The sequence below is a fragment of the Pseudomonas sp. genome, from assembly GCF_048265905.1.
Taxonomy (GTDB): Bacteria; Pseudomonadota; Gammaproteobacteria; order Pseudomonadales; family Pseudomonadaceae; genus Aquipseudomonas.
On the sequence record NZ_JBLXAP010000005.1, the window covers coordinates 187,835 to 200,400 of the forward strand.

Genomic DNA, 12,566 nt, shown 5'->3' on the forward strand with positions numbered 1-12,566 from the left:
ATCAACGGCTCACCGCGACAGCTTGGGTGTTCATGATGCGCGGGGTGAGGAAGATCAGCAACTCAGATTTTGAGTCCTCAACGATATCGCGACGGAACAGGCGGCCCAGATAAGGCAGATCGCCCAGGAAAGGCACCTTATCGACACCTTTACGCTGCTCGTTGGAGAACACACCACCAATCACAATGGTTTCGCCATCGTTAACCAAGACCTTGGCGTTGACCTCATTCTTACGAATGGTTGGCGTACCGTTGACCTGGTTGGCGAAGTCCGGCTCATCCTTGTTCACTTTGACTTCCATGATAATCCGGTTGTCAGGCGTGATCTGCGGAGTGACTTCGAGCGACAGAGCAGCTTCAACGAAAGTGGTCGAGGTCGCACCGCTTGAGGACGCTTCCTGGTATGGAATATCCGCACCCTTGAGGATTTTCGCGGTTTCTTTATCCGAGGTCACGACCTTGGGTTGAGATACAACCTCGCCGTTACCGGTTTTTTCCATCGCCGACAGCTCAAGGTCAAGAATGGTGTTGTCGGTAACAAAGCCGATGCCCAAGGATGAAGTTGCGTTTGCCACGCCCATATCGACGAAGTTACCTAACGCAGTAGCTGGGTTGCCACCCGAGCCGACGCGGTCACCACCACTCCCGCCAACAATGAAGTTACCGTTGCCGACCTGTGCACCACGCCAGTTAACACCCAGCGATTTGTCATAGTCGACGTTCGCCTCAACAATTCGCGCTTCAATCATCACCTGACGCACTGCGACATCAAGCTGAGCGACCACACGGCGCAGCTCATCAAGACGATCTTGGGTTTGGTAGGCGATGATGCTGTTGGTGCGGTCATCAACTGTAATAGAACCACGATCGTCTGCACTACCGTCAGCACTGGTCACCGACTGGAACAGTTTGGCCATATCCGATGCTTTGGCGTAGTTAACCTGAATCAACTCACGGCGCAGCGGAGCCAGTTCAGCTATTTGCTTTTGCGACTCCAGTTCTTGACGCTCACGAGCAGCAATTTCATCCGCAGGAGCGACCAGCAAGACGTTACCAACCTTGCGCTTGTCCAAACCTTTGGTTTTCAGCACCAGATCCAGCGCTTGGTCCCAAGGCACATTCTGCAAGCGCAGCGTGATGTTACCGGCAACGGTGTCACTGGCAACCAAGTTGAGGTCGGTAAAGTCAGCAATCAACTGCAATACCGAACGCACGTCGATATCCTGGAAGTTCAGCGAGAGTTTTTCACCGCTGTATGCAAACCGCTCAGTCTTACGCTTTTCCGCATCGTCTTTGGTCAGTGGCTTGATGCTCAGCGTCAGCTTGTTATCCGTTTGAAAAGCCAGGTAGTCATAAAAGCCCGTTGGCTCAATGATGATACTGGCTTTGTCGGCCGAACCGGTGGCGCTGACAAACTGCACTGGGGTTGCGAAGTCTTTAACATCCAAGCGCACACGCAGCGCTTCAGGCAACTGGGTTTTGGCAAAATCCAAACGGATTTTCCCGCCTTGCTCTTGGATATCCGGGCTTACCGAAGGATCAGACAAGGTGATGACTACATTACCTTCACCTTGCTCGCCACGCTGGAAGTCGATATTGCTGATAGCCTTCGACTGAGCGACATAACTTCTTGTTTGTGGCTTTTTATAAGTAGTGGCTGCAGGAGCAGGAGCCGCAGAGGCTTTTGCTGCGCCTGCATTCGCACCCACCAGGACAAACAGGTTATTGCCTTCCACGCGGGTGCTGTATGGCGCCAAGTCAGACAGGTTAATAATCAGACGCGTGCGATCTTTAGCCTCTACCACCGTCACGCTGCGAGCATTACCTACACCCAGCTCACGGTTTTTAGTCCCTAGCTGGTTAGACACCCCTGGAAGGTCAAGCGCAATACGCGCTGGCTGCTCGATCGTGTAACCACGTGGTGCAGCAACTGGCTCGTCGAACGACATTTTCAGCTCAACGCGATCACCCGGCAACGCAGCTACGTCGAGCGACTCTAGATTGGCTGCCATCAGCACAGGCGAAAGCAGAACTCCCAACAAGGAGATACTTAGTCGTGTAAGGGAGCAATTCATTCTCAGGTTCCGTTTGGCAGACCGATTATTTTTCTTCATGTTCTCTCCGCTCATTTAAGAGCGCTCCTTGAGGGAGAGGCTTCGCGGCCGTTCAAGCCAGCCACCTTCACCATCGGGAACGATTTCAATCACATCGATTTTCGACTCATTGATAGCAATGATGCGTCCGTTATTTCGACCCAGGTAATCCCCGACCTTGATTCGATGAACGCCTCCTGCACCACTAACCAAGGCAAAAGTGCCGCGATCATTGGACAACGTACCGACCATCTCGAAGATTTCAATATTGAACCCTTCAAGGAATTGTTTAACCCGCGTCTCATCAGGCTTGATTTCTTTCGAGCCTTTGGCGCGTTGAATCATTTCTATCTTCACCGGCGGCTGGAATGGGCTTCTCAGCGACGCGGCGCTATAGGTAAAACTTTCATAGGGCTGAAACTTAGGTAGCGGCTCAATTGACCCTTTAGGTCGAGCACGTACCTCATCCATATAAGCCTGCAAGTCAGAGAAATCACTACTTGAGCCACAACCGCTAAGCGTTAATACCGTTAGTACAACTGCTAAATGGGCGCGTTTCATTTTTGCACCCCCTTATCGTTATAACGGTAGGTTTTAGCGAGAATCGACATACGCAACTTGCTCGTTGTGTCTTTATTCGCCGGTACCAGATCAAAATCATGCAACGTGACAATACGCGGCAAACTGGCCACACCACTGACAAACGTCGCTAAGTCGTGATAGCTACCAACAACTTTAATCTGTATCGGCAACTCGATATAAAACTGTTGCGCAACTTCAGGCAGGAGTTTGATCTCTTCGAATTCAAGACCGCTGCCTAAACCGGTGCGGGTAATATCTTCGAGCAAGCCAGGCACTTCAGTGTCACTTGGCAACTGTTTAAGCAGCGCGCCAAATGAAACCTCCATTTCCTTCATCTGATCTTTATATGCCTCCAGGTTTGCAGCCTGAAAAGCCTTGGATGAAAACTGCTCTTTTAGCGTGACCTCTTCTTGCTGCTTGCCGGTGAGCTGCGTTTGCAGGTCTTCCAGGTGGAATTTATAACCAAGCGCCAGCACCAAAACCAACAACAAGGCACCTGCAATCACTTTTACTGCGGCAGGCCAAGAGCCAAGGTTGTTGAGGTCAAGGTCGTTAATATCGATCTGCTTCAAACCGTCCAGCGATTCTCTCAGGCTCATTTTTTAACTTCCTCGCCATCAAGCTTCGGTTGGGTTTGCTGCACCGTCAGCTGAAACACATTCGCCTGATCAACCGCACCCGCAGTCACTGCTTTAACTTCAGTTAAATTCGGTTCGGTTAACCATTCGGAAGAATCGAGGTTGCGCATTAAATTGGAAACACGGTTATTGGATTCAGCGGCACCGACAATTGCGATGTTCTTACCGGTCATTTTAAGCCCGGTAAAGAAAACGCCATCGGGCAGAGTTCTCACTAACTGATCAAAAACCCGACCAATAATCGGTCGATTGCCTTGCAAGTCCTGAATGATCTTCATCCGTTCAAGTAATTGCTCGCGGCGTTTTTTCAGCTCGCTTATTTCTTTGATCCGGGTGTCGAGCACAGCTATTTCTTTACGCACGAATTCATTACGCGCATTTTGCTGTTTGATAGCACTGCTAAAGTACTGATCCCCCAGAAACACCAGAGCTGCAGATACTGCCAACACACCGCCGAGGGCAACGAGGAAGCGCTGCTTGCGCTCCTCGCGTAACTGCTCTCGCCACGGAAGTAAGTTGATCCGTGCCATTAGTCGAAACTCCTCATCGCCAGACCACAAGCAATCATCAGTGCAGGTGCATCACTCGCGAGCGCCCCTGCATTGACCTTGCTACTTAACGCCATATCAGCGAACGGATTGGCGACCAATGTCTGGGTGCCGATCTTCTGCTGAATCAAGCGATCGAGATCAGGAATGGAAGCCGTACCTCCGGCTAACAGGATGTAGTCAACGTCGTTGTACTGCCCCGCCGCGAAGAAGAATTGCAGCGAGCGCGAAACCTGCTGCACAACCGCTTGTTTGAACGGTTGCAAAACCTCGCTGTCGTAGTCATCTGGAAGGCCGCCTTGTTTTTTCGCAAGACCGGCTTCTTCAACAGATAAGCCATAACGGCGCTGAATCTCTTCGGTCAGTTGCTTGCCGCCGAACATTTGCTCACGGGTATAGATAGTCTTGCCATTATGCAAAACGCTCAACGTGGTCATCGTTGCGCCGATATCAACAACCGCTACGGTCAGGTCATCAGCGCCGGAACCGAGCTGCTCTGCGAGCAAAGCAAAAGAGCGTTCGAGCGCATACGCCTCAACATCAACCACCTTGGCGGTCAGGCCTGCAAGCGCCAACGCAGCTTCACGCACCTCGACATTCTCTTTGCGGCACGCCGCAAGCAACACCTCAACACGTTCAGCATTACGCGCAGACAATCCCTGCACTTCGAAGTCGATAGCGACTTCTTCGAGCGGGTAAGGAATGTATTGATCCGCTTCGATCTTCAGTTGATTCTCAAGATCATCATCAGAAAGCCCGGCTTCCATTTCGATGGTCTTGGTAATCACCGCAGACCCTGCCACTGCAACAGCAACAGTTTTAACGCCTGTCTTGGCTTTGGAAAGCACGCGCGTGAGCGCTTGGCCGACCCCTTCCATCTCGGCGATATTTTTCTCAACTACAGCATTAGGTGGGAGCGGCTCAACAGCGTAGGCCTCTACTTTGTAGCGGCCTCCTGAGCAACTCAACTCGAGGAGCTTTACCGAAGTCGAACTTATGTCGATCCCCAGCAGCGTATTCGCTTTCTTATTGAAGAGCCCTAGCACGACCGATTTCCTATTGGCATCCGTTACTTACGGACTATTTATGTTTTTCTACATTAAATAACAGTCTTGACAGAAGCGCAAATGGCTCCCAGTGGAAAAAAACGCTTATAATGTGATCGGTTTTTTCCTTTTTGCTTTGTCTTGTTCTTAACTCATTCTTTTATCTGGAAATCCAAAAATCTTGATGCGTTTGCTGAAATTCTTTGCTTGGTCCTGCGTCGCCATTTTTTGTGGCCTATTACTCAGTTTAAGTGGGGCTTTCCTCTACCTAAGCCCGAGCCTGCCTTCTGTCGACTCTTTGCGTAGCATCCAACTGCAAATACCTTTAAGGGTATTTAGCAGTGACGGTAAGCTGATCGCTGAGTTTGGTGAAATGCGACGCTCGCCAATCGAATTTAAAGATATTCCGCCTGACTTCATTAATGCGTTACTGGCTGCCGAAGACGACAACTTCGAGCACCATTATGGCGTCGACCCGAGCAGCTTGATGCGCGCTGCCACGCAAATTTTGAAAAGTGGTCAAATTCAAACTGGTGGTAGCACTATCACCATGCAGGTCGCCAAGAACTACTTCCTAACCAACGAAAGAAGCTTTTCGCGGAAAATCAACGAAATCCTGCTAGCCCTGCAGATAGAACGTGAGCTAAGCAAAAACGAAATCCTTGAGCTTTACGTCAACAAGATTTACCTCGGCCAGCGCGCCTACGGTATCGAAGCAGCATCACAGGTTTATTACGGCAAACCCATTAGTGAACTGAACCTATCACAGCTGGCGATGATTGCAGGCCTACCCAAAGCCCCGTCTCGCTATAACCCGTTAGTGAATCCGACTCGTGCCAAAGAGCGCCGCGACTGGATTCTTGGCCGCCTGCATCTGCTTGGCAAAATAGATGAGGAGCGTTATCAAGCGGCCCTCGCCGAACCAGTCGACGCCAGTTATCACGTAGCCACGCCCGAGCTTGCAGCTCCTTATATAGCTGAGATGGCCCGCGCCGAGATGGTCGGCCTGTATGGCAGTGATGCATACACCGAAGGTTTCAATGTTTACACCACAGTACCCAGCAACCTGCAAGAAACCGCCAACAATGCACTGCGCAGCGGGCTTCTGACCTATGATCAGCGCCACGGCTATCGCGGCCCGGAAAGCCGTCTCCCCGGCATGACCAAAGAGACCTGGCTGGCAGAGCTGGCGAAAAAATCATCCCTCGGCGGGCTTGAGCCAGCGGTCGTCACTCAAGTTGAGAAGAGCGGAATATTGGTAATGACCCGCGACGGCAAAGAACAAGCAGTCAGTTGGGACAGCATGAAGTGGGCGCGCCCCTTCCTTAATACCAACAGCATGGGCCCTCGTCCCAAGCAGCCAAGCGACGTCGCCCAAATCGGCGACCTTATTCGCGTGCAGCGCCAGGAAGATGCCAGCCTCAACTTTGTGCAAATGCCAGCAGCCCAAGGCGCACTTGTCTCGCTCGACCCGAAAAACGGTGCAATCCTCGCATTGGTTGGCGGCTTCTCATTCGAACAAAGCAACTATAACCGCGCGATACAGGCCAAGCGCCAACCTGGCTCAAGCTTCAAGCCTTTCGTTTACAGCGCAGCATTAGACAAAGGCTACACCGCCGCAACACTGGTCAACGATGCCCCTATCGTTTTCGCCAACAGCAGCACCGATGAAGTCTGGCGCCCGAAGAACGACAACAATACCTTCCTGGGCCCAATACGCTTACGCGTCGCACTGTATAAGTCGCGCAACTTGGTTTCGATCCGCTTGCTGCAAGCTATTGGCATTGAATACGCCCGCGACTACGCCACCAAATTCGGCTTCAACAAACAGGACCTGCCACCTAATCTGTCCCTCGCCCTAGGCACAGCCGACTTGACCCCGATGGAAATTGCGGGCGGCTGGTCGGTATTTGCCAATGGCGGCTACAAAACCCAGCCGTACCTGATTCAGAAAATTGATGACCGTCACGGCAAAACCGTTTTCACCGCCAATCCGCCAACAGTGCCCGATGTTGAGCTCACTGAAGCCGAGCAAGAACAACAGCTCGCCGAAGATAATGCTGGCCAAGCGGCACCTCAAGCCCCGGCACTGGATACAGGCGTTGCAGCCCCAAGTGAGGTAGTCGACCCAGCAACGCCTGTTGAGCCTGCAGTTGCCAAACGAATTATCGATGCACGCACAGCTTACATCATGACCAACCTGCTTCAGGACGTGATCAAGCGCGGCACTGGGCGTCGCGCCCTGGCGCTTGGTCGTGATGACCTTTCCGGCAAAACCGGCACTACCAACGAATCGAAAGACAGTTGGTTCTCCGGCTACAACGCTGACTACGTAACCACTGTGTGGACCGGCTTTGACCAACCAGAAAGTCTCGGTCGGCACGAGTTCGGCGGTACCGTTGCCCTGCCTATCTGGATGAAATACATGGGCGCGGCACTCAAAGACAAGCCAAGCAACCCACCGAAAGAGCCAGCCGGCATCCTGACCCTGCGTATTGATCCATTCAGCGGGCGCGCTGCGTCGCCGGGCACACCTGATGCTTACTTTGAACTGTTCAAGAATGAAGACACACCGCCGTCAATGGGTGAGATCGACCCTAACCTCGGCCTTCCTGGCAGCCCCCTGCCTGCGGACGACTCGGCGCCAATCGACCTGTTCTAAAACTGTCGAGCTTGCGCAAGCGAGCTCGGGCATAACCAAACAGCAGCCATTAAAAAACCCGCCGAAGCGGGTTTTTTAATGCAGCAAACTTAACCTTTGAACACATCGTCCACCGACTGTAGTGGATAGTGTGCAGGGTATGGCAAGGTTGCCACGCCGCTTTCGATAGCCGCTTTTGCAACTGCATCAGAGATCAGGGTGATCAGACGGGCATCCATTGGCTTTGGAATGATGTATTCGCGACCAAAGGACAACTCGATACCGCCATAGGCGTCGCATACGTCCTTAGGCACCGGCAACTTGGCCAGATCACGCAGAGCAATAGCTGCAGCAATCTTCATCTCTTCGTTGATGCGAGTAGCACGAACGTCCAGAGCACCACGGAAGATGAACGGGAAGCCAAGTACGTTGTTGACCTGGTTTGGATAGTCAGAACGACCGGTCGCCATGATCACATCGCTGCGGGTGGCGTGCGCAAGTTCTGGCTTGATCTCAGGATCAGGATTTGAACATGCGAAGACGATTGGGTTTGCTGCCATACGCAGCAGACCTTCAGGGCTGAGCAGGTTTGCACCCGACAGACCGACAAATACATCTGCACCATCAAGCGCGTCATCCAGAGTGCGCTTGTCAGTTTCGCTGGCGAAGACTGATTTGTACTGATTGAGGTCGTCACGACCCGCATGAATGACGCCTTTACGGTCGATCATGAAGATGTTTTCGACCTTGGCACCCATGCTCACCAGCAGTTTCATGCATGAGATCGCAGCAGCACCAGCGCCGAGACAAACAATTTTAGCCTCCTCGACTTTCTTACCAGCAATTTCCAGCGCATTGAGCATGCCCGCAGCCGTTACGATCGCGGTGCCGTGCTGGTCATCGTGGAATACCGGAATATCACACTGCTCGATCAACGCACGCTCAATTTCAAAGCACTCAGGGGCCTTGATATCTTCGAGGTTGATGCCACCAAAGGTGATAGAGATGCGTTTAACCGTATCGATAAATGCCTGCGGGCTTTCAGAGTCGACTTCAATATCGAATACATCGATACCGGCAAACCGCTTGAACAACACGCCTTTACCTTCCATGACTGGCTTTGAAGCCAATGGACCAAGGTTACCCAAACCAAGAATTGCGGTGCCATCAGAGATTACCGCGACCAGATTACCTTTACCGGTGTACTGGTATGCCAACTCGGGATCGCGGGCAATTTCGCGCACAGGCTCGGCAACACCGGGACTGTAGGCCAGGGACAAATCACGAGCAGTTGCAGTTGGCTTGGTCAGCTCTACGCTCAGCTTACCCGGACGTGGCTGGGCATGATATTCGAGAGCGGCAGTTTTCAAATCAGACATATTGGCGTTCCGCTTTTTTGGACTGTTAAGGCAGACCGTCGAGGATACTCAAATTGTATACAGCTGCACAAGACTGTTCGGTCAGACCTAGCACTCAATACCCACACACGCCTATCGAAGCTGCTCTTGCAAGCGATAAAAACAGGCCTTTAGTCAGGGCTGAATGACGCAATCAAGGCAGTACCTGCAACATCGACTCATGCCCCAGCGTTAGCATCCAGCGAGCTTGTTTATTGGTAGAAGCCGAACGCCTAGCACGATCGACCACCCAGCCACGCGCCTCAACCGCACGCCCGACCAGACCCTGCCCCTGTGCTTTGCTAAAGGCATCCGCCTGGTCAACCGGAACGCGCAACACCAGAGAGCCGCCTATCTCAAGCCAAATACCACCGCGATTTCGCTGCACCCGCTTGACCGTCCCACGCACTAATGCGAAGCCGCCAGCTTTCAGCGTGTCAGGTGTAATAAACGGTGGATTGCGCCAGATACCGAGCTTGGCTACACGAGCTGTTTGTTCTGCGGTTTGCAAACATTGGCGCTGCTCAAGGTTAGGCGCCACGGCCACCCAATAACCCAGCCCTTCGGCCAGTAACTGGGCTTCAAGGCTACGGCCTTGAGTATCGTAGACATGCGCAAGGGTGCGTCCATAGCGATCTTTGGACTCGATACCCAGCTGCAACACTATGCGTCCGTCGCTGGCCGCAACCAAAGCACTTAGACGGCGCCTGGCCTGCTCAGCATAGGGCTCAACGCTTCGTCCTTTACCGGGCATCTCAGGAGTATTGATACCGATCAAACGCACGCTACGCCCATCAGCCAGGCGCAGCGTGTCGCCATCGACGACCCGAGTGACATCCACCGGCTTCCCGACAACCGCCGCAGGACAAAGCGCCAGCGCTGGCGAAAGGTAAATTGCAGAAACAAAAAAGGCGCCCGCAAGGGACGCCTTTTTTAGTTTCGAGAAGAGAGCCATCTGGCCGCTCTTGACGATTCGGCTGCTTACTTAGCGCCGAACACACCGAAACGCTGCTTGAAGCGGTCGATACGGCCACCAGCGTCAAGAACTTTCTGCTTACCGGTGTAGAACGGGTGGCACTCAGAGCAAACGTCGAGGCTCAGTGGCTTAGCCAGAGTCGAACGAGTGTGGATAACGTTACCGCAGCTGCAAGTAGCTTCGATAGCGACGTATTCTGGATGGATATCGGCTTTCATCGGGTATTCCTCAATAATGTGTGCCGCCACCTAACCGGATGTCAGGTACCGCACGGAACGGGTTGCGGACTATACCAGACCCTGAAACCCACGCAAGCAGTGTAAAGCACCGGCTGTCGCCTGATCACATGCTAATATTCGGCTCCTTCTCACCGGGAGCCTGTGTGTGACCGACGCTATTTTGCGCCTTGCATTGCCTTCGCCACTGCGCCGGCTATTCGACTACCTGCCGCCTGCCAATGTTCCGCTTAGCGCGTTGCAGCCGGGCGCCCGGCTACGCGTGCCGTTTGGTCGGCGCGAGATGGTCGGGATTCTGGTTGAGGTCTGTGAGCATAGCGACATACCAGCCGACAAACTGAAACCAGCGCTGGAGCTGCTCGATCCACAATCACCGCTGCCCAGTGCATTCTTTAAGTTTTGCCTGTGGACAGCACAATATTACCAACACAGCTTGGGCGACACCTTTAGCTGGGCGCTGCCGATTTTACTGCGTCAAGGCGAACCGGCGCAGGCGCGCCAAGAGCGTTTTTGGCTGGCGAATGACGGCGCCAGCGTTGACGACCCCCGCCTCAGTCGCGCGCCGCGCCAGCGAGATGCGTTAAAAACCATCGCGCAGCACCCGCATGGAGTTGCACACGGCTTACTCAGCCAGTTGCAACTCAATAAAGACAGCCTTGAGCTATTACGCGAAAAAAATCTGGTTCGCGTAGAAGTGCGCCGCCATGCAGCACAGCCTCGTCCGTCTAACTGGCTGGCGCAGCCTGAACTGACTTTAAATGCAGAACAAAACGCAGCCACCACGGCGATTCGTTCAGGGCTCGGTAGTTTCAATACCTATTTGCTCGCAGGCGTAACCGGCAGTGGCAAAACAGAAGTCTATTTGCAGCTAATCCGCGAAACGCTGGAGGCTGGCAAACAGGCGTTGATCCTGATTCCCGAGATCAACTTAGGTCCGCAAACACTGGAACGCTTCGAGCGCCGTTTTAATGCCCGGATCGCGTTGCTGCACTCAGCCGTCAACGACCGCGACCGACTCGATGCCTGGTTGGCAGCACGCGATGGCGAGGCCGATATCATCATCGGCACCCGCTCGGCGCTATTCACTCCGATGAAAAATCCGGGGCTGATCATCATCGACGAAGAGCACGACGCGTCCTATAAGCAACAGGAAGGCCTGCGCTACCACGCCCGTGACTTAGCCATTGTTCGCGCTCACCAAGAAAACATCCCGATTGTGCTCGGCTCGGCCACGCCCTCTCTTGAAAGCCTGCACAACGCCAACATCGGCCGCTACGCCCTGCTGCGCCTCAACCAGCGCGCGGGAAGCGCCAAGGCACCGAAGTTCCTGCGGCTCGACGTAAAGAGCTTGCCGCTCGACTCGGGAATTTCCGGCCCCATGCAGCAAGCTATTCGCAAAACCCTGGAGGCAGGCCAACAGGTTCTGGTGTTCCTCAACCGTCGCGGCTTTGCGCCGACATTACTGTGTCATGACTGTGGCTGGTTATCCGAATGCCCACGCTGCGACGCCCGCATGACGGTGCACCAACGCACCCGTGAATTGCGCTGCCATCACTGCGGCCACGCTGAACGCCAGCCGCACAACTGCCCGAAATGCAAAAGCGTTGATCTGCGCCCAGTCGGCGCAGGCACCGAGCGAGCTGAAGAGCGTTTGCAAATTCTTTTCCCGGACGTTCCGGTATTACGGGTCGACCGCGATAGCACTTCACGCAAAGACGCCATGACCAACCTGTTCAATACCGTTCAAAAAGGCGAGCCGTGCATCCTGGTCGGCACCCAAATGCTCGCCAAAGGTCACCACTTCCCACGGGTGACGCTGGTGGCAATCCTCGATGCGGACGGTGGTTTGTTTTCCGCGGATTTCCGCGCCAGCGAGCGCATGGCCCAGTTGATTGTGCAGGTTGCCGGACGTGCCGGGCGTGCCGAAGAGCCGGGAAAGGTGATCATCCAAAGTCACTTGGCCGATCATCCGTTATTGGTGCAACTCACCGAGCAAGGTTACTTTGCATTCGCCGAGCAAGCCCTCAGTGAACGGCGCAGTGCGGGCTTACCACCATTTTGTCATTTGGCCCTGTTACGCGCCGAGGCGCATAAGCCGGGTCAGGCTGAAGGCTTTCTTGATCAGGCCTGCACCGAGGCTGAGTTACAGCTTGAAGAGCTGCAACTCAGCGGTATCGAACTCCTGGGGCCGGTGCCCGCACCAATGGAACGCCGGGCAGGACGTTATCGCGCGCAACTACTAATCCAAAGTAATGCCCGGGCACCGCTGCACCGCTTGCTTAACAATTGGCTCAACGCGCTGGAACAAATGCCCAGCGGCCGCGCGGTACGCTGGTCGCTGGATGTCGATCCAATAGACCTGTTCTAATCGGCAAAGCTAGATTACCGGCACCAACACGCTAGGCTTAAA

At 53.7% G+C, this 12,566-nt stretch carries 10 protein-coding genes; 2 read left to right on the forward strand and 8 right to left on the reverse strand.

Annotated features, from left to right (window positions below):
- Window position 1: 1 nt before the first annotated feature.
- The 5 genes from pilQ to ACN0UH_RS09505 are packed head-to-tail and all read right to left on the reverse strand — an operon-like array spanning window position 2 to window position 4,906.
- Window positions 2-2,074, reverse strand: coding sequence for a type IV pilus secretin PilQ (gene pilQ, locus ACN0UH_RS09485; RefSeq protein WP_417661831.1), 2,073 nt, complete (start codon window positions 2,072-2,074; stop codon window positions 2-4).
- Window positions 2,075-2,128: 54 nt separating this feature from the next.
- Window positions 2,129-2,653 carry a type 4a pilus biogenesis lipoprotein PilP gene (gene pilP, locus ACN0UH_RS09490; RefSeq protein ID WP_417661832.1) on the reverse strand — a complete coding sequence of 175 codons (525 nt, stop codon included), beginning with the start codon at window positions 2,651-2,653 and terminating at the stop codon, window positions 2,129-2,131.
- Window positions 2,650-3,273, reverse strand: coding sequence for a type 4a pilus biogenesis protein PilO (gene pilO, locus ACN0UH_RS09495; RefSeq protein WP_417661833.1), 624 nt, complete (start codon window positions 3,271-3,273; stop codon window positions 2,650-2,652). Before pilO ends, pilP begins: the two co-directional genes overlap by 4 nt.
- Window positions 3,270-3,842 carry a type 4a pilus biogenesis protein PilN gene (gene pilN / locus ACN0UH_RS09500; protein WP_417661834.1) on the reverse strand — a complete coding sequence of 191 codons (573 nt, stop codon included), beginning with the start codon at window positions 3,840-3,842 and terminating at the stop codon, window positions 3,270-3,272. Before pilN ends, pilO begins: the two co-directional genes overlap by 4 nt.
- Window positions 3,842-4,906 (reverse strand): pilus assembly protein PilM, encoded by a 1,065-nt coding sequence (locus ACN0UH_RS09505; RefSeq protein WP_087518468.1) that lies wholly within the window; start codon window positions 4,904-4,906, stop codon window positions 3,842-3,844. The genes pilN and ACN0UH_RS09505 overlap by 1 nt, the downstream gene beginning before the upstream one ends.
- Before the next feature lie 184 nt (window positions 4,907-5,090).
- Here ACN0UH_RS09505 and ACN0UH_RS09510 point away from each other — a divergent pair, with 184 nt between their 5' ends.
- On the forward strand, window positions 5,091-7,568 hold the full coding sequence (locus ACN0UH_RS09510) for a penicillin-binding protein 1A (protein WP_417661925.1): 2,478 nt from the start codon (window positions 5,091-5,093) through the stop codon (window positions 7,566-7,568).
- Between the two features lie 89 nt (window positions 7,569-7,657).
- Here ACN0UH_RS09510 and ACN0UH_RS09515 read toward each other — a convergent pair whose 3' ends face one another.
- From ACN0UH_RS09515 to rpmE, 3 genes are all read right to left on the reverse strand, one after another.
- Window positions 7,658-8,926, reverse strand: coding sequence for a malic enzyme-like NAD(P)-binding protein (locus ACN0UH_RS09515; RefSeq protein ID WP_417661836.1), 1,269 nt, complete (start codon window positions 8,924-8,926; stop codon window positions 7,658-7,660).
- Window positions 8,927-9,098: 172 nt separating this feature from the next.
- Window positions 9,099-9,899, reverse strand: a complete 801-nt coding sequence (locus ACN0UH_RS09520) for a thermonuclease family protein (protein ID WP_417661837.1) — start codon at window positions 9,897-9,899, stop codon at window positions 9,099-9,101.
- 26 nt (window positions 9,900-9,925) lie between these two features.
- A complete protein-coding gene (gene rpmE, locus ACN0UH_RS09525) occupies window positions 9,926-10,138 on the reverse strand; it encodes a 50S ribosomal protein L31 (protein ID WP_010488526.1) in 213 nt (70 codons plus the stop codon).
- Window positions 10,139-10,304: 166 nt separating this feature from the next.
- Here rpmE and ACN0UH_RS09530 point away from each other — a divergent pair, with 166 nt between their 5' ends.
- Window positions 10,305-12,524 carry a primosomal protein N' gene (locus ACN0UH_RS09530; RefSeq protein WP_417661838.1) on the forward strand — a complete coding sequence of 740 codons (2,220 nt, stop codon included), beginning with the start codon at window positions 10,305-10,307 and terminating at the stop codon, window positions 12,522-12,524.
- Window positions 12,525-12,566 lie beyond the last annotated feature (42 nt).

Bases quoted from the DNA above. Each gene is read 5' to 3' on its own strand.
- pilQ (WP_417661831.1), bottom strand. From the start codon at position 2,074: ATGAATTGCTCCCTTACACGACTAAGTATCTCCTTGTTGGGAGTTCTG.
- pilP (WP_417661832.1), bottom strand. From the start codon at position 2,653: ATGAAACGCGCCCATTTAGCAGTTGTACTAACGGTATTAACGCTTAGC.
- pilO (WP_417661833.1), bottom strand. From the start codon at position 3,273: ATGAGCCTGAGAGAATCGCTGGACGGTTTGAAGCAGATCGATATTAAC.
- pilN (WP_417661834.1), bottom strand. From the start codon at position 3,842: ATGGCACGGATCAACTTACTTCCGTGGCGAGAGCAGTTACGCGAGGAG.
- ACN0UH_RS09510 (WP_417661925.1), top strand. From the start codon at position 5,091: ATGCGTTTGCTGAAATTCTTTGCTTGGTCCTGCGTCGCCATTTTTTGT.
- ACN0UH_RS09515 (WP_417661836.1), bottom strand. From the start codon at position 8,926: ATGTCTGATTTGAAAACTGCCGCTCTCGAATATCATGCCCAGCCACGT.
- ACN0UH_RS09520 (WP_417661837.1), bottom strand. From the start codon at position 9,899: ATGGCTCTCTTCTCGAAACTAAAAAAGGCGTCCCTTGCGGGCGCCTTT.
- rpmE (WP_010488526.1), bottom strand. From the start codon at position 10,138: ATGAAAGCCGATATCCATCCAGAATACGTCGCTATCGAAGCTACTTGC.